At 48.8% G+C, this 18,139-nt stretch carries 16 protein-coding genes and 1 other annotated feature; of the genes, 10 read left to right on the forward strand and 6 right to left on the reverse strand.

Translation table 11 applies throughout. The features are described from left to right. The first annotated feature begins 201 nt into the window (after positions 1-201). The 7 genes from EXW93_RS05290 (at position 202) to EXW93_RS05320 (ending at position 8,748) form a co-directional block, all read left to right on the forward strand. A complete protein-coding gene (locus EXW93_RS05290; RefSeq protein ID WP_174316086.1) occupies positions 202-1,026 on the forward strand; it encodes a fumarylacetoacetate hydrolase family protein in 825 nt (274 codons plus the stop codon). Between the two features lie 287 nt (positions 1,027-1,313). After that, positions 1,314-2,060, forward strand: a complete 747-nt coding sequence (locus EXW93_RS05295; RefSeq protein WP_023467728.1) for a DeoR/GlpR family DNA-binding transcription regulator — start codon at positions 1,314-1,316, stop codon at positions 2,058-2,060. Next, on the forward strand, positions 2,057-2,977 hold the full coding sequence (gene pfkB / locus EXW93_RS05300) for a 1-phosphofructokinase (RefSeq protein ID WP_023467729.1): 921 nt from the start codon (positions 2,057-2,059) through the stop codon (positions 2,975-2,977). Before EXW93_RS05295 ends, pfkB begins: the two co-directional genes overlap by 4 nt. A 17-nt stretch (positions 2,978-2,994) precedes the next feature. Then, a complete protein-coding gene (locus EXW93_RS05305) occupies positions 2,995-4,929 on the forward strand; it encodes a PTS fructose transporter subunit IIABC (protein WP_023467730.1) in 1,935 nt (644 codons plus the stop codon). Positions 4,930-5,034: 105 nt separating this feature from the next. Further along, complete coding sequence (locus EXW93_RS05310) at positions 5,035-6,180, forward strand: FUSC family protein (RefSeq protein ID WP_075642065.1); 1,146 nt, start codon at positions 5,035-5,037, stop codon at positions 6,178-6,180. A 70-nt stretch (positions 6,181-6,250) separates the two neighbouring features. Beyond that, positions 6,251-6,455 (forward strand) — a binding site (T-box leader). 60 nt (positions 6,456-6,515) lie between these two features. Further along, complete coding sequence (locus EXW93_RS05315; RefSeq protein WP_075642066.1) at positions 6,516-8,165, forward strand: aromatic amino acid hydroxylase; 1,650 nt, start codon at positions 6,516-6,518, stop codon at positions 8,163-8,165. A gap of 61 nt (positions 8,166-8,226) precedes the next feature. Continuing rightward, complete coding sequence (locus tag EXW93_RS05320; RefSeq protein ID WP_035398156.1) at positions 8,227-8,748, forward strand: pyrophosphohydrolase domain-containing protein; 522 nt, start codon at positions 8,227-8,229, stop codon at positions 8,746-8,748. Positions 8,749-8,811: 63 nt separating this feature from the next. On the opposite strand, the gene EXW93_RS05325 is transcribed toward EXW93_RS05320, so the two are convergent. The 3 genes from EXW93_RS05325 to EXW93_RS05335 form a co-directional block, all read right to left on the reverse strand. Next, positions 8,812-9,108: an MGMT family protein gene (locus EXW93_RS05325; RefSeq protein WP_035398153.1), complete on the reverse strand. Its 297-nt coding sequence runs from the start codon at positions 9,106-9,108 to the stop codon at positions 8,812-8,814. Beyond that, positions 9,105-10,073 (reverse strand): cation diffusion facilitator family transporter, encoded by a 969-nt coding sequence (locus tag EXW93_RS05330; RefSeq protein ID WP_035398151.1) that lies wholly within the window; start codon positions 10,071-10,073, stop codon positions 9,105-9,107. Before EXW93_RS05330 ends, EXW93_RS05325 begins: the two co-directional genes overlap by 4 nt. A 117-nt stretch (positions 10,074-10,190) precedes the next feature. Next, positions 10,191-10,676: a pyridoxamine 5'-phosphate oxidase family protein gene (locus tag EXW93_RS05335; RefSeq protein ID WP_023467736.1), complete on the reverse strand. Its 486-nt coding sequence runs from the start codon at positions 10,674-10,676 to the stop codon at positions 10,191-10,193. 163 nt (positions 10,677-10,839) lie between these two features. On the opposite strand from EXW93_RS05335, the gene EXW93_RS05340 reads away from it, so the two are divergent. Next, on the forward strand, positions 10,840-11,850 hold the full coding sequence (locus tag EXW93_RS05340) for an LLM class flavin-dependent oxidoreductase (protein WP_035398148.1): 1,011 nt from the start codon (positions 10,840-10,842) through the stop codon (positions 11,848-11,850). A gap of 19 nt (positions 11,851-11,869) precedes the next feature. Here the strand turns inward: EXW93_RS05340 and EXW93_RS05345 are convergent, their stop codons facing one another. Continuing rightward, on the reverse strand, positions 11,870-13,138 hold the full coding sequence (locus EXW93_RS05345) for an MFS transporter (RefSeq protein ID WP_174316087.1): 1,269 nt from the start codon (positions 13,136-13,138) through the stop codon (positions 11,870-11,872). 120 nt (positions 13,139-13,258) lie between these two features. Between EXW93_RS05345 and EXW93_RS05350 the strand changes: the two genes are divergently transcribed. Beyond that, positions 13,259-14,449: a helix-turn-helix domain-containing protein gene (locus tag EXW93_RS05350; RefSeq protein ID WP_174316088.1), complete on the forward strand. Its 1,191-nt coding sequence runs from the start codon at positions 13,259-13,261 to the stop codon at positions 14,447-14,449. A 29-nt stretch (positions 14,450-14,478) separates the two neighbouring features. Here the strand turns inward: EXW93_RS05350 and EXW93_RS05355 are convergent, their stop codons facing one another. After that, entirely contained in the window at positions 14,479-14,658 is a 180-nt protein-coding gene (locus tag EXW93_RS05355; RefSeq protein ID WP_174316089.1) for a hypothetical protein, read from the reverse strand. 87 nt (positions 14,659-14,745) lie between these two features. Continuing rightward, positions 14,746-16,176, reverse strand: coding sequence for a C40 family peptidase (locus EXW93_RS05360; RefSeq protein ID WP_174316090.1), 1,431 nt, complete (start codon positions 16,174-16,176; stop codon positions 14,746-14,748). Between the two features lie 196 nt (positions 16,177-16,372). On the opposite strand from EXW93_RS05360, the gene EXW93_RS05365 reads away from it, so the two are divergent. Continuing rightward, a complete protein-coding gene (locus tag EXW93_RS05365; protein WP_023467742.1) occupies positions 16,373-18,085 on the forward strand; it encodes an ABC transporter ATP-binding protein in 1,713 nt (570 codons plus the stop codon). The last annotated feature ends 54 nt before the right edge of the window (positions 18,086-18,139 follow it).

Genomic DNA, 18,139 nt, shown 5'->3' on the forward strand with positions numbered 1-18,139 from the left:
GATATGATTTATAAGATATCTATATGATCTTCAACTGTTGAAACGAACTAAAAGTCAAAGAATGACTGAATACCATGTATGAATTATGTTTTATCACTAAAAATAATAGCAAAACGATTTGAGGATTGAACATGTGCTGGAGAGGATAAGTGCGACGTGCTTTCAGTTTCGCTATACTAGAAACAAAAGGGGGCATTTAGGATGAAATGGTTTCGATTTGAGCAAGAAGGAAAAGTAGGTATCGGGGTTGAACGGGATGGCTCTACATATGATGTGACGGCACAAGTCTATACGGATTCATTGTTTGAAGTGATTTCACGTGAGTTCGAAGTTGATCTTGATTTAGATATCGCGCCACTACTTAAAGGGGATGTTCGAAAACTGGCACCGTATATTCCGGCACGAAACGTCATCTGTGTCGGCAAGAACTACGCCGATCATATCAAGGAGATGGATACGGCGGGAGCGGGGAAATTCGTCTTGTTCACGAAAGCACCGACATCGATCGTTGGTCCGTTCGAATCGATTGAGCGGCATGCGGATTTGACACAGCAACTGGATTATGAAGGTGAACTCGCCATCATCATCGGCACGACGGGGCGTGATCTGACACCTGAGAATGCACTTGATCACGTGTTTGGCTACAGTATCGTCAATGATGTGACAGCGCGGGACTTACAAAAAGAACACGTCCAGTTCTTCCGTGGCAAATCACTCGATGGGTTCTGTCCGTTCGGACCGGTCATCGTCTCAGCGGACAGCTTTGATCCGCGTGACGTCCTTGTCGAGACGCGTGTGAACGGGGAACTCCGTCAATCGGGATCAACGGCCTTGATGTTGCGTGATGTCGTAACGATTTTAGTTGAAGTGTCACACGGGATGACACTTGAAGCAGGGGACATCATTGCGACAGGCACTCCGGCTGGTGTGGGTCACGGCATGAAACCACCGGTCTACCTTCAGACAGGGGATGTCGTCGAAGTATCGATTGAAGGAATCGGTCGCTTGCAAAATGAAGTCCAGTGAACGAAGATGACTGAAATGACCGATTTTCATTCACCACTTTCCAAGTTGCTTTGGAAAGTGGTTTTTTATTTTGTGAAAATCATCAAAAATTTAAAAAATGATTGATTCTAACCAATAAAACAGTCATAAAATGACCGTTTTTGATGTATAATGAAACTATAAGAACGGTTTCATGTCGAAAAAAGTCGTATTTTGAACGTTTTATAAAGAATTTATATAAATTTTGAACGTTTTTGATTGATTTTTAGATGTAAACGCTTTATATTAAAGATGCGGAGGGAAACCTTATGTTAACCAAAAAACGCCATCAACTCATCCTTGAGCTTTTAGCCCGAGAAGAAGTCGTCAAGATGCAAAAGATCGTCGAACAAACCGGTGCGAGTGAATCCACGATTCGTCGGGATTTATCACAACTCGAGACAGCAGGTCATCTGCGTCGGGTGCACGGGGGCGCGACAGCGAACCATTTGCAAATTGAAGAACCGAGTTATTTCGAGAAGAGTGACCAACACGTCGAAGAGAAGGAACGGATCGCGCGAGCGGCTGCCGATCTGATCGAAGACGGGATGTATGTCTATCTCGATGCCGGAACGACGACGCTTGCCATCGTTCCGTATCTCGAAGAGAAGGCGATTACGGTCGTAACGAACAGTCTTCCTCTAGCGAACACGTTACTCTATCACCGTATCCCGACGTTCGTCGTCGGAGGGCAACTCAAGCATTCAACGCAAGCACTCGTCGGTTACAACGCACGTGAAGGAATGTTGATTTACCATTTTGATGTCGCGTTCCTTGGGATGAACGGTGTTCATCCGGCACAAGGCTTCACGACACCAGATCCGGAAGAGGCACTCGTAAAGAAGACAGCGATCGAATTAGCAAAACAATCGTATGTACTCGTCGATGAGACGAAGCTGGATGCGATCAGTTTCAGTCGTGTGGCGTCCTTGCAAGCGGCGACGATCATCACGACGACATCCAGTGAGCAAGAAGCGAAATACAGTCAATACACAGAGGTGGTGAACGCGAAATGATTTATACACTGACACTCAACCCATCCATCGACTATTATGTCACGTTACCGGTATTTGAGGCAGGACAAGTCAATCGTGTCGAACAGGCGGAAAAAGTGGCCGGAGGGAAAGGGATCAACGTCTCTCTCGTCCTAAAAAACTATGAGGTGGAAACACAAGCACTCGGATTCCTTGGAGGAAGTACCGGACAATTCATTCGGACGGAACTCGAGAAACGAGGCGTGTTGACGGACTTCACACCGATTCAAGATGAGACGCGAATCAACGTAAAGATTCGCGCCGATCAAGAATCTGAGCTGAATGCAGCGGGACCGAAGATTCAACCGGAAGAGCTGGAGCATTTATTATCCCGATTCAAGACGATGGAAGCCGGTGACATCGTCGTCTTCGCAGGTAGTATCCCAAGCAGTCTGCCGCATGATCTCTATCGTCATATCGCGACGATCCTGAATGAACGGAACGTCCGCTTCGCTGTCGATACGACGAAGGAAGCGATGCTTGAAGTCTTACCGCTCGGTCCATTTTTAATCAAGCCGAATCACCATGAACTCGGTGAAATCTTCGACGTCGAGATTACGTCGAAGGAGATGGCCGTTCCATACGCCCAACAGCTCGTCGAGCGAGGTGCCGAGAACGTCGTCATCTCATTTGCAGGAGACGGAGCACTGCTTGTCAATCGTGAAGGTGCCTATACGGCAAACACACCGGCAGGGAAGCTCGTCAATTCCGTCGGTGCTGGAGATTCACTCGTCGCTGGATTCGTCGCCAGCCACGCGCTCGGTAAATCACCAGAAGAAGCGTTCCGCTATGCGGTGACGACTGGTAGCGCGTCTGCTTATTCCTTTGGTCTTTGTACGAAGGAAGATATCGATCGTCTCATCAAAGACGTCAACGTCGTTGAACTCATTCAATCCTAAAAGGAGTGTGACTACTCATGAAAATTACTGATCTCTTGACACGTGATACGATTCAGCTCGATTTACAAGCGTCATCTAAAGCCGCTGTCATCGATGAACTCGTCAACGTCCTCGATCGGGCAGGAAAACTGAACGATCGCTCGGCATATAAAGAAGCGATTCTCGCACGGGAAGCGCAAAGTACGACAGGTTTAGGGGAAGGCATTGCCATTCCACACGCAAAAACAGCAGCAGTCAAAACACCAGCGATCGCTTTCGGTCGTTCGGCAGGTGTTGACTACGAAGCACTCGATGGTCAACCAAGTCGGTTGTTCTTCATGATCGCAGCGGGTGAGAACGCAGATAATGCGCACCTTGAAACACTTTCGAAACTATCGGTTTATCTGATGGATATGAACTTCCGCGATACGATCCTTGCGGCTAAAACGAAAGACGAAGTCATCGCAGCAATCGAAGCGAAGGAACGTGAAGAAGAAGGTCCAGTTGACGTCTCAAGCGACAACGTTGACCAAGACGCACCGTATATCCTCGCTGTCACAGCTTGTCCGACAGGGATTGCACACACGTATATGGCGGCTGATGCCCTTCGCCAAAAAGCAGAAGAGATGGGTGTCCGCATCAAAGTCGAGACGAACGGATCGACAGGCGTCAAGAACGGTTTGACACAACAAGACATCAACGATGCGACAGCGATCATCGTCGCTGCGGATAAAGCGGTTGAGATGGATCGTTTCAACGGGAAACACGTCGTTGAAGTACCGGTCGCACAAGGAATTCGTAAACCACAAGAATTAATTAACCGTGCCGTCAAACAAGACGCACCTGTATACAAAGCGAGCGGTTCAAGCGAAAGTTCAAAACCAGCGCGTGGTGGATTCTACAAACACTTAATGAGTGGGGTATCCGCAATGTTGCCACTCGTCGTCGCTGGTGGTCTCTTGATTGCGATCAGCTTCTTCTGGGGAATCAACTCTGCGAACCCGGATGATCCGTCATACAACGAGTTCGCTGCTCAGTTAATGTCGATCGGGAAAGCTGCATTCGGTCTCTTGATTCCGATCCTCGCCGGATTCATCGCGATGTCGATCGCTGATAAACCAGGTCTTGCTCCTGGTCTGATTGCTGGTTTCCTTGCAAGCAACGGTAATGCTGGTTTCCTCGGTGGATTGATTGCCGGTTTCCTTGCTGGTTACGTCGTGCTCTTGCTCGTTAAAGTCCTCAAAGGTCTCCCAGCAGCACTTGAAGGAATCAAACCAGTCTTACTCTATCCATTGTTTGGTTCATTCATCACAGGGATGATCATGTTGCTCGTCATCAATGAGCCGATCGCGAAGTTCATGACATGGCTCACGGATTCGTTGAACGGGCTCAGCGGTGGGAACGCAATCCTCCTCGGTATGCTCGTCGCAGGTATGATGGCAATCGACATGGGTGGTCCAATCAACAAAACAGCATATGTTTTCGGTACAGCTGCTCTTACAGCAGGTAACACGGAAGTCATGGCAGCCGTCATGGCAGGTGGGATGGTTCCACCACTCATCGTGGCTTTCTCATCAACATTATTCGCACGTAAGAAATTCACACCGCAAGAACGTGAAGCAGGTATCGCTGCTTACGCAATGGGTGCATCGTTCGTCACAGAAGGTGCGATTCCATTTGCAGCAGCCGATCCACTCCGCGTCATTCCTTCAAGCGTCATCGGTTCAGCTATCGCTGGTGCATTGACGATCGTCTTCGGCGTCTTGCTCCCAGCACCACACGGCGGTATCTTCGTCTTCCCGTTACTTGATGGTCCATCAGGTACGGTCATGGCAATCGTCGGTTACGCGGGTGCGATCCTCATCGGTTCACTCGTCGGTGCGGCAATCCTATCCTTCCTCAAAAAACCACTTGTTGACCAATCGGTCGCGAAAGCGGAAATGACAGAAGGAACAGGTACGAAAGCATCATAATTCATCTAAATCCTCTCCGTTTTCAAGCGGAGGGGATTTTTTGTTGAATTTTGACGGCTAACGGTGAAGAATAGAGGGCATACTGAATAAGAAGGAGGGATGGACATGGGTGGACAATCCTTACAAATCGGACCACGGACCATCAAGACAGGTCTTGCGGTCATCTTGGCGCTGTTGATCAGTAATCTGTTCAACCTCAGCCCGATCCTGCCTGCAATCTCGGCAGCGACGACACTCCTGCCTTCGGTCTATCAGACATGGAAACAATTTCTCGAGGAAGCAGAGGCCAACTTGATTGGTGCCTTTTTGACGTTACTCGCACTTTGGATTTTAGGGGATAATCCAGCCAATCCGCTCGCGATCGGAATCGTCATCATGGCAGCAATCTCGATTTTGCTAGCCTTTGGTTTCGGGCGGACGATTCCACACGTCGTTTTGATGATCATCGTCATTCTCGAAAGTGTGGCGACAGCGACCGAGCCACTTTGGCAAGTCGTCCTGATCCGTTACTTGCTCGTCATGCTCGGGATCGGCTGTGCGCTTGGCATCAATGCGCTGATCTTCCCGCCGCGCTATGGCAATGTCTACTATCAAAAAGCGACGAAACTCTTCGAAAAGCTGCTCGTCGTCACGCGAGCGATTGCCTTCGAAGGCAAGGTCGCCCCATATCGGGCGGCAATCGATAAAATGTCAAATTCGCTCCTTGAGACACAAAACTTGTTCAACCTACACAAGGAAGAGATTCGAGGAACGCGTCAGAAGCACGCCTCGCTCTTACGGAACCTCTTGATTCTCAAACATATGCAATCGTGCCTCGAACGTGGTGTCGCGACGGCAGAGCGCTTCAAAGAGCGAGAGAAGGCCCTTGACTCGATTGCGGACGATCTTCGGAGTGAATTGTTTTATCACTTGATGCATATCGCCCAGCGACAAGAGAAGGTCTTGCTGACATATGATCTCTTGTTGACGGAAGAACCACTCGCAATGGAGGATCTCGTCAAAGAGAACATCGCCTTCGTTAAGCACTCTTTCCTTGACCGCGATGAACTCGAGGAAGAAGTCATCATGGAAATCTTACCGATCGTCGTTTCGATGAATGAGTGGATCCAAGAGCTTGAAGCATTCGAAAAACGGCTCAATGGTGCGCTTCGTCGTCATATCACATCACTGACGATCGAACAAAAATCAGTCCGTGATAAAACATTTAATCGATTTAAACGTAAAAAAGCCATTGACGAAAGTAAAAAGTAAGCGTATAGTCCTCCTTAACGATACTTTACTTGCTAAAAGCATAACAGTATAACAGCATAACAGAACGAAAGATTAAGCGATGATGAAACCGAAGTAAAGACCATCTCCCTGTTTCAGAGAGCACGTGGCGCTGCGAACGTGTACACAGATGGTGTTGAATTACAGTTTCTGAGCTTCTTGCGTAAGCGAGCGGAGCACACCGTTATCCCAATCATAAGTGACTCAGTCGATGACTGGGTAATCAGGGTGGTACCGCGGCTTTCGTCGCCCCTGTCGAACAATATGTTCGGCAGGGGCTTTTTTGTTATCTCACATTCATTCAAGGGGGAACTCATATGTCTACACCAATCATTCCAAGTCATTTACGTCCACACGTCGCACCACAGCACTACGAAGACTACACGCCAACGGATCATGCCGTTTGGAGATACGTCATGCGACTGAATTTAAATACGTTACAAGATACAGCACATCCGGCATACCTCGAAGGGCTTGCTGCATCGGGCATCAGCCCGGAACGGATTCCGGACGTGCGTGAAATGACAGCGAACCTAAGCCGTGGAGGCTGGGGAACAGTCGCTGTTGATGGTCTCATTCCTGGCGTCGCCTTCTTCGATTTCCAAGGGCACGGACTCTTGCCGATCGCGACCGACATTCGGAAGGTCGATAACATTCTCTACACACCGGCGCCAGATATTTTGCATGAAGCAGCGGGGCACGCGCCAATCTTGATGAATCCGGTCTACGCGGAATTCGTTCGACGCTTCGGTGAGATCGGGGCACATGCCTTTAATCATAAAGCCGAGCATGACGTGTTCAAGGCACTAAAGAAATTGACGATTGTCAAAGAGAGCCCGTTCTCGACGCCAGCCGACATCGAGCAAGCTGAAGTCGAACTCGCGGAGACACGGACACACGTCAAAGGAATTTCGGAAGCGAACGAAATCTCACGTCTGTTCTGGTGGACGGTTGAATTCGGTCTGATTGGTAATATCGACAACCCACAAATCTACGGGGCAGGTCTTTTATCATCCGTCGGTGAAAGTCGCCACTGCTTAACGGACGCGGTCGTCAAACATCCATTCTCACTTGAAAAAGCACTTGCAACGAAACATGACGTGACGAGCATGCAAAAAGAACTCTTCGTTTGTGAATCGTTCGAACAACTCCGCGATGCACTTGAAGAATTCGCACAGTCGATGTCTTACATCCGCGGTGGCATCCACGGACTAACAAAAGCGGTCGAATCGGGTAACCTGTCAACGCTCGTCTTCGACAGTGGTCTCTCGCTCGTCGGTGTTCCTGAAACGCAAGAGATTCACGATTCGCTTCATCTCGTCAAACTAACAGGTCCGACAGCGCTTGCTGCGAACGGCGAAGTGTTGACAGGTCAAGGACTTGCAGATCATCCGGAAGGCTTTACACTCCTTCACGGCAAGGAATTGAACGAAGTATTGATGCAAGTCAAAGTCGGTGAACGTCTCGACTGGGCGGAAGGAAATGTTCGCGTCACAGGGGACATCACAGCGATTCAAAACGTCAATGGAAATCGGGCGCTCGTCGTCTTAGAAGCAGCGACGCTTGCAAACGACGGGAAAATGATGACGATGGACCGGATGGAATTGATCGTCGGTGACATCACGTCAGCATTCCCGGGAACGGAAGTTGAAGCACTGAAGCCGATTCCGGAAACGGTCGAGTTCGAACGAATCGAACGTCCGTTGACAGCGGCTGATCCGATCTTCGAAGTCGTCCGCGAGATTCGCGAAGGTCGTGCCGGACGAGAACAGTTACCGCAACTGATCGATCAGACACTCGTCCAGTTACCGGACGCTTGGTTACTCCGTCTTGAATTACTCGAGTTAGCGGATGAAGTCGATCAACCACGTCTGATTGCAGATCTCGAGCGCTTAAAAGCGACATCTGAGCAGCGAGATGAATTGATCACGCGTGGGATGGCCTTACTCGACGTCGTTCATCAATGAGTCGAACTCCGGTTCTGAACCTGTTAGAATGGAGACATTCGGTAAAAGGGGATGATCGGTTATGACAAATTATTATCAAGACGTAAAGGAATTCCACCGTGTGTTTTCACACCCTGGCGCAACGACGCCAACACCTATGACGGTCAATCGTGGAATCAAACGCTCGACCTGGACGGCAGAAGAAGCGGTCGTTGAGTTCCTGCATCAATCGGCGACGAGTGAAGCAGAATTTCTCGAAGCGATCGAACGTTTCAAGTCAGGACTTGATACAGCGGTCGAAAAATCGCTTCAGATGAAACAACCCGAAACAGATGTCGAACGGCTCGTCGGACAAGGGGATGCCTTGACGGACGCCCTCTACTTCATCATGGGAAGCTTCGTTGAGATCGGGCTTGATCCGGCTCCATTGTTCGAGATCGTCCAGCGTGCGAACATGGCGAAGCTTGGACCGGACGGAAAACCAATCTTCCGGGAATCGGACCAAAAGGTCATGAAACCGGAAGGCTGGCAACCACCGGAACCACAATTAGAAGCAGAAGTGCGTCGGCAAATCGCTGTAGCTTCGAGTACGTCGAAAGCGTGATTCATGACGATAAAAAGAGAGGGATGACTGGTCTGCGAACCGGTCATCCCTCTCTTGTTGTATTTATTCACTTTTGACTTGATAACGCGATAAATCGAGTTGACGGACGGTCAGGAACTCGACCCCTTCTGCTTCAAGTGCCAGTCGCTGTTCATCGCCTTCAAGCGATAGTTTTCCGCCAGCAGCGAGCACGCGGTGCCACGGTAGACGTTCCGTCTTACTCATACTGTGAAGAATCCGCGCTACTTGTCGGGCGCTACGCGGATGGCCGGCGAGTCGAGCGACTTGCCCGTACGTCATGACCCGACCAGCAGGGATCGAACGAATGATAGTCAGGACATCTTGCGTGAATGGTGTCATGTTTCGTCCGTAGCAACGACATACTGTTGAATCTTATCGTCTTCATCAAAGCCGATTGTCACATCGATGATGCCTTGTTGCAGGCGAATCTGGAGTTCGAGACGGTCCTTGATATCGTCCGCTTGTGCGATCGTCAACGTCGGGTCGACTTCAATCTCGACTTCGACGTGGAAATGATCGCCTTCCTTAATGACTTCTAGTTTACTAATGTCCTTGACGTCAGGGTCCTTCATGATTAGTCCGCCGAGACGTGCTGCCATCGTCTCATCGGCTTCACCCAGTGCACCAGCTGCGTTTTGCAGGAAGACATTCCCGACGACGTAAAACATCATCAGTCCGATGAGGATCGAAGCAATTCCTTCTGCCTGATGGAACGGTGTCACATGCGAGATGATGACGGCGAGCATCGCGACGACGCCACCAGCCGTTGCGACCAAATCTTCTAGGAACACAAGGCGTGTGGCTGGTTTCGCTTGTTTGAGTGAGCGGAAGCTGTCAAGAATCAAGCGTGGTCCTTTCGAGTCTAACTTCGCATCGTGCGCGATCTCTTGCATCGCTTTAACAAATACGCCACTCTCTAAGACGACACCGACGAACAAGACAGACAACGTAATCCAAAAGCCAGTTGATTCTGTCGGTTCGATGATGTGGGCGATCCCTTCATGAATCGTCTCGTACGCCATGATACCGACGAAGAGGATGGCACCGAGCAAGACGAGATTGACGAGACGACCGAAGCCGTTCGGGAAACGTTTCGTCGGTGCCTTTTTACTGAGGGCAGAACCGATGAAGACAAAAAATTGGTTAGCAGCGTCCCCGAGCGTATGCATCATCTCCGCGAACATTGCGACATTTCCCGTCAGGACGTAGGCAATTGCCTTGATGATGGCGATGACGGAGTTAACGATGCCTGCCGTCAGCGCCGACCGGTTTCCCCGGCGTAATAACGTAAAAAATTCTCCCATGATTGTACTCCTTTTAGTTAAGTTACATATTAGTTCATTTTATTATGTTACATCATTTTGAGAAAAACGACTATCTTCACACGAAAAAACCCACGCAAGCTGCGCGGGTTTAACTCGTCAAGACAAGTCGACTGTTTTATTGATTTCGTTCTCATCGTCTTTGCCGACGACTTTCTTCAAGACTTGTTTGACGGACTTCGTCGTGTTTCCCGTTTCCCAGTATTCAGCAGCTTCCGTGTTGACCTTGATCAAGACGACTTTCGGATCTTCGTATGTCGTTCCAAGGTATGCTTCGTAGCGTGGACTCCAGAGCTCTTTTTTTCGTTCGATGTCTTCGACGAGTTCTGCTGTCCCACGAATCGAGACGTATGATTTGTCGACGTACGCGACGTTAACGCTCGGATTCTTAAGTAGTTCTTGGTACTTGTCTGTTTCTTTTGAAGTGAGGAACCAGAGGTCGCCATCAAATTCGATATCCTGTGTCTGCATCGGACGCGATACGAGTCCTTCTGCTGAAATCGTCGTCAGCATCGCTGTTTCGATTTTATCAATCAGTTTCTTGACCGTTTCGACTGCTTCTTGATTCGTAGTATGGGTTGACATGTAACTCCACCTCATTCGTTAGATTTTTATGCTCACTTAGGCATTGTTCCCTGAATTTCAAAATGAAAACGTCCCCATGATAGAAAGAAGCAGTTTCGTTGCACCGTACAACGAGGAGGCGTACAGTGTAGGTACGCATTCGAAAGAAAAAGGAGAGACATACATGAAACTTAGTATTTTAGACCAATCCCCGGTCTCTAAAGGACAATCGCCATCTGATGCCTTACACGAAACGGTCGAGCTCGCGAAAATCGCGGACGAACTCGGCTACCATCGCCTGTGGGTATCCGAACACCACTTCGCTAAAACATTGGCTGGTTCAAGCCCGGAAGTCTTGATCGCTTACATGGCGGCAGTGACGAAACAGATTCGCCTCGGTTCAGGCGGTGTCATGCTGCCGCATTACAGTGCTTATAAAGTCGCGGAGAACTTCCGTGTCCTTGAAGGGCTTGCACCGAACCGGATCGACCTTGGACTCGGTCGGGCACCAGGCGGTATGCCGCTTGCGACACGTGCGTTGCAAGAAGGATCGTCGCCACGTTTTGGTGGAGCCGATTACGGCGAACAACTCGATGATCTCGTCGATTACTTGAAAGACGGAGCACCTGCCGGACACCGGTTCGCGGGACTCGTCGCAACACCAGAAGTCGATACGACACCAGAAGGTTGGTTGCTTGGATCAAGTGGGGGTAGTGCCTTGAACGCTGCGCAACGCGGATTCGGATTTGCCTTTGCCCACTTCATCAATGGACAAGGTGGACAAGAAGTGATGGACTACTACCGTCATAACTTCATGGCGACGTCGTTCAATGAGACACCACAAACGCTCGTCTCGATCTTCGTGACGTGTGCTGAAACGACGGAAGAAGCAGAACGGTTAGCTTCAAGCCTGGATCTGTCACTACTCCTACTTGAAAAAGGGGTCTCGTCGACAGGAACGCCAACTCCAGAAGAGGCAGCGGCGTATCCGTATACGTTCCAAGACCAATTCCGGATCGCTGAAAACCGGAAGCGGATGATCGTTGGTAACCCGGAATCCGTTGCAAAACAATTGCAAGAGCTCGCTGATTCCTACGGCACAGACGAAGTAATGATCGCTTCGATGATCGCTGACAAGGAAGCAAAACAACAATCATTGAAATTAATCATGGATGCCGTCAAAGCGGCGGTCTGACCGATACGCACGTCCTTTCTCACGAAGTGAGGGAGGACGTGTTTTTTGCGTCTGCTACGGGAATGCTCTCGGATAAGATGTCATTACGAAGTCGGAGGAATCCGAATGATGCTGCACCGAATAAGCCGACTGTACCGACTCCAAGTAGCACGATGATAGATACATGATCACTGAGTAAACCAAACAATAGGGTACCGATCGGCATCATCGCCATTGCAATGGATTCCAGCACACCGATGACACGTCCGAGGTAAGCCGGATCGGTCTGTTTTTGAACGATGAGCTGCAGTGGAATGTTCATCCGTAAGACGAGCATGCCGTCGATGAACAATAGAATCATGAAAAAAGGTAATAGTAGAGCAGATGGAACATAGCCGAGTAGGGCAAGTGCAGGAAGCGCATAACAAGAGGCGATTAAAAAGAGCGACTCGAATATCGTGCGTAACGGACGTTTCACCGTAAAGCGAGGTAAGGCAAGAAGCAACGAAGCGACAAGAAGACCGGCACCGAGTGCGGACTCGACCAGTCCAAACCGAAATGGTGTGAATTGCAGTCGATCGAGCAAAATGATTGGTAACAGGATTTCGAAAGCGACAAAAAAGAAGTTCAGGAAAATCGCCATCAGGACGAGTGTCGTCAAGACCGGTTGACGGAACAGATAACGGTAGCCCTCTTTAAACTCCGAGACGAAAGACGGAGTATCGGTAGTAGCCAGAGGAGGGGTATCCACTGCAAGAAAGCGGAGGCGGCTATTCCACCAGGCAGCAGAAGCAAACAAGAGGAACGGTAAGATCAAGAATTGCGTGATGGAGACAGTGGCGATAAGCAATCCCGCAACGAGTGGAGCGGTGATCGTTGAGGTCGATTGAATCGTCGAGAAAAGCGCGTTTCCGCGTTGTAACTCATCTTCTTCTACGAGTCGCGGTAACGAGCTTGATAAGGTGACGGATAGGAACGTCGACAGGCTCGTCAAGAGGACACTAGCAACGATGTAATGAACGGTATGTAGAGGGGCTTGTAGCGAATAGAGCAGAAGTCCGAACAAGACGAGTGCACTTAAGCTTTCGGTCATGACGATGATTCGTTTCCGGTTCCAACGATCAGCGAGGACACCAGCAACCGGTGAGAGCAAAATCCGTGGCACTGATCCTGCAAGCAGGACGAGAGCAAACTGAAAACCAGACGATGTTTCCCGTAAGACGGTCAGTCCAGCGACGAACGTAAAGAGACTTGCCGCAAATAATGAACAAAACTTTCCGAATAAGACACGCTTTAAATTAAATGACATCCTGTTCACTCCTTCAGAGTTAAATTTTATTGAACTTTAGTGTAGAATAAAGGAGTGGAAGAAAAATGTAAAGATAAAGTTCAATAAAATTTAACTTTTATGATAAAAGGAGTGACAAGTGTGTTAGGGGAACGTATCAAACAGATCCGAAAACAGAAAAAAATGACGCAAACGGACGTTGCGACCGGCATCATCACGAAGTCGATGCTCAGTATGGTCGAGAACGGGAAAGCGACACCGTCAGTGCCCGCACTACAGGCGATTGCTAGGCGATTACAAGTTACGGTCGAGGAATTGATGCTCGATCCGCGGGATGTTCGGATGCGGGAACTCCTTGAAACAATCCGTTCACGAGATACCTCATATCATTCGGACGAAAAAGTTCGAGAAATTCTGCATCCGTATTTAGTGCCAGAGACAAACTCTTACTGGCAAGGACAGGTCTTTCAGGAATATGGGGATGCCCTCCGAACGTCTGACCCTGAGCTTGGTTTGACATATTTCGAGAAGGCAGAGCGAGTTTTTCAACAGCTTGGTCGTCAAGATGAACAATTACTTGCCCAAATCGCAAAAGTTTACTTTTTATTCAATCTCAAACGGACGAAGGAAGCGTATGAGCTGATCGAAGCAATGGATATACCACGTGAGATTCCACTTGCACCGAAAACCTATTTAAAGCTTCAAATCCTGCGTGCGCTCCGAGCAAGTTTGTTCGATGATCACTACACAGAAGCGATCGCCTTATTGCGTGAAGGGGTTCAGTATATGCGGGAGCAAGATGTCTATTATCATGTCATTTCGTTTCAACGTTTCCTCGGATTGTTTTTATATCTAGAAGGGGAAATCGAACAATCACGGCAAGAGTTTGATCGACTGGAGCAGTTTTTTGCATTTAGTGAAACGACTGCCGTCGGACGAATCGAAGTCGATTTAACGAAAGGACTCATCGCGATTTTTGAAAACGATACAGACGGCATGCAGATGGCGTGGGAAAAACTCGTCACTGTGGCGATTGACGACGCGAAGCATTACATCGGACAACTCGAAGTCCATCTCCTTTTGAACGGCATCGAATTACCGAATCAGACGCTGCAGCAGAGCGTCGATAAGATATGGGAGATGCAAGATGCGTGGCTTGCCGCGAGTGGATTCGACCAAGCGATGATGCTACAGACGCTCGTACTAGCGATGCAACGAGGGATTGGTCAGGAACGGCTGGAGGATGTCACTCGATTGAAGGATGATCTTCAAAGCGAACGACTCAAAGGCGATCTTGAGCGAGAGATACAAGCATTGGTTAAGGTTCAATGACAAAAAAACAGGCATGAGGCGAGTGTGCTTCATGCCTGTTCGTGTGAGGATGTCGTTCTTCTGAAAATCAATAAGACGCATGCGGCGACGGAAACGATCAAGTGACCGATATAGACGTCTCCCGTCTGGATATAATGCAAGAGCATCGAGCCACCAAAAATCAATAAGGCAAGAAAGAGAAGCCGAACATACAGTGTTTTGTAAGACATGCAGACACATCCTTTCCATATCCAGTATATCCCAAAGTGAAGTGGTAAGACAAAAAACATCCACCCCGAGGGATGGATGAGGAAAGTTTAAAGTGATTTAAAGCCTAATAGTTTTTGCGTCCAGTAACGTTCCGATACACGGCTGATACCTAAAGCAGGTTCATTTGCATGAATGAACTGATCATTGTTCAGCATGATGCCAATATGTGTCGGACCAGCGGCATAGGTGTTTTCGAAGAAGATGATATCGCCACGCTTCGGTTGACGTAATTTTGATAACTTCGCTCCGAGATACCGATCATCGTTCCAGTAACCGTTGACGTTCGTCCGTCCGACAGCATAGCCAGCGGCATTCAACGTGTAATTCACAAAACCAGAGCAATCGAATCCACCATTGACGGGGCTACTTGATCCCCAGACGTATGGTGTACCAAGATATTGTTGCCCAATCGAGATCGCACGTTCCATCAATGTCGAACCAGGTACGGTCGTCACAGGAGGTGGTGGCGTGACCGGAGGCGTCGTTGTGACGGATCCCGTCGTGATGTAACTCTTCGCAACATAGTAGAGACCCGTTCCAATCTTGATCTGGTACCAGCCGCTATCTTTTCCTGTCGTTTCACCTGTGACATTGACCGTTGAGCCGTGTCCGACTTGCGTGAAGACTTTAGAAGACGTCGAAGGCAATGTGCGGACGTTCAGCCCGGTTGGGGCATTGACGCGATACGTCTTCGAAGCATCAACCGGCGTCACAGAGACTCCGGGAGTCGTTGGTGTTGTTGGTGGCGAAGCTTTTGTTGAAGCTTTGACATAAGTTGAAGCAACATACGCTTCTTTTCCGTCGAGCTTGACTTGGTACCACGAATCAACGGCACCTGTGACATCGAGTACTGTCTGATGGGGTAATGTCTTGTAAATTTTTGCGTTCGTTGCTGCAGCAGTCCGTGCGTTCAAGCCTTCCTTCGCATTAACCGTGTAGATCTTCGAGCGATCGACCGCTTTAATGACGTTCTTGACGGGTGTCGTCGTAGCAGGTTTTGACGTAGACGTTACTTTCATTGTCTTTTTATCAACTAATGATGCATGGATAAAAGCTACTTGCTTCTTATACGTGATTTGATACCAATCACCGGATTTTTTCGTAACAGTCAGAACGCTATTTTTTGCCAGTTTTCCGAGTGATTTCGAACTCGTCGTTGCTTGTTGGCGGACGTTGACAGCATCGGTGTTCGTTATGTAGGTCGTCGTTGTCGTAGTCTTTACTGTCGTCGCCTTGACGTATGCTGAAGTGATGAAGGCTGGTTTTGACTGGTAACGGATTTCGTACCAGCTGTTGACCTTCTTGACTGCTGTCAGCTTCGTTCCTTTTTTCAGTGTCGTGATGACCTTCGCGGAAGTCGAGGCAGCCGAGCGAATGTTGACGTTATCCGTCAATGTTAAGGTCGTTGACGCAGCAGAGACCGGTCCGGTTGAACTGATCAAGGCGATCGTCGTAAGAGCGAGAAATGTCTTCTTCACGTGACGTAGCTCCTTCCAAATAGATAGGTAAAAATCGTTGTTACCATTTTGTCATAAAAAGTGCTAATTCCCCTGATTTTAAAATATATTTTTGTTCTAAAAAACTAAGCGGTTGTTTTAATAAAAAATGAATAGCTCGATACAGTATTTTCAAAAAAGTTCGAGTACACTAGAAGTACTCGGAAGGAGGCTACACATGTTACGCCGTTTTTATCAATATTATATCCCGCATAAACGTTTATTTTGGCTTGATTTTATATCTGCCTTATTCGTCGGGGTTTTAGAACTTGCTTTTCCACTCGCTGTCCAGTGGTTCATCGACTCCTTGTTGCCAAACGGTGAGATGAACTGGATCATCCTCGTCAGCGTCGGACTATTAGCACTCTACATCATCAGCACGTTGATGCAGTTCGTCGTCAACTATTTTGGACATAAGCTCGGGATCAATATCGAGACCGATATGCGTCGTCAACTGTTCAGCCATGTGCAGAAACAGTCGTTCCGCTTCTTCGATAATACGAAGACGGGTCATATCATGAGTCGGATCACGAATGATTTGTTTGATATCGGGGAACTTGCCCATCACGGTCCGGAAGATGCCTTCATTGCCGTCATGACATTGCTTGGTGCGTTCTCGATCATGTTAACAATCAACGTACCACTCGCGCTCGTGACGATCATCGCCGTACCATTCCTGATCTGGCTGATCAGTTATGCGAACGTCCGGATGAATAAATCGTGGGACCGGATGTATGGTAATATCGCTGAAGTCAATTCGCGCGTCGAGGACAGTGTCTCTGGTGTCCGTGTCGTCCAGTCATTCACGAACGAAGCTTACGAAATCGAGCGTTTTGAAAAAGACAACGCGACGTTCCGGCAGTCGAAGATCAATGCCTACAAGGTCATGAGTAAGAGTCTATCCGGCATCTACTTGACGACCCGTTTGATGACGCTTGCCGTTTTAGTCGTCGGTGCCTACTTGACGTATCGCGAAGCTTTAACGGCAGGGGAACTCGTCGGATTCATTCTTTATATGAACATCCTGCTGAAGCCAATCGACAAAATCACCGCATTACTTGAGATGTATCCAAAAGGGATGGCTGGCTTCAAACGCTTCCTCTCGATGATTGATGAGGATGCATCGATTCCGGATGCGCCAGACGCACTCGTCGTTGATCGGTTGAACGGTGGCATCACATTCAAGGATGTGGCGTTCGGTTATGAAGCCGATCGTCTCATTCTAGAGAATATCAATCTGACGGTCGAACCGGGTCAGACAGTCGCGTTCGTCGGAACATCAGGGGCAGGGAAGACGACGATCTGTTCGTTGATTCCACGTTTTTACGATGTTCTAGATGGCGCAATCACGATTGACGGAATCGATATCCGGCAGATGACGAAGGAGTCTCTGCGACAACAAATCGGGATCGTCCAGCAGGATGTCTTCTTGTTCTCAGGGACGATCGCTGAAAACATCGCCTACGGTGACCTGAATGCGACGCACGAAGACATCGTGCAAGCGGCGGAACGTGCCCATCTCGGTCCGATGATCGCGGATCTTCCGGATGGGTATGCGACACAAATCGGCGAACGGGGACTCAAGTTATCGGGTGGGCAAAAGCAACGACTTGCCATTGCACGGATGTTCCTTAAGAACCCGCCGATTTTGATTCTCGATGAAGCGACGTCTGCGCTCGACACGGAAACGGAAGCACTGATCCAAGAATCGCTCGCCGAGTTGTCCGAGAACCGGACGACGCTCGTCATTGCCCATCGTTTAGCGACGATCCGGAATGCGGATAAGATTTTCGTCGTTACGAAGGACGGCATCGTCGAAGAAGGCTCGCATGACGAACTGATGAATCAAGGTGGTTATTTCTCCCGGTTGTTAGAGAGACAACGAGTTTGAATCGATTTGAAAGATTGGAAAGCAATGGACATGTTCCGTTGCTTTTTTTGTTCG

The organism is Exiguobacterium sp. JMULE1 (assembly GCF_013337175.1).
GTDB classification, from domain to species: Bacteria; Bacillota; Bacilli; order Exiguobacteriales; family Exiguobacteriaceae; genus Exiguobacterium_A; species Exiguobacterium_A indicum.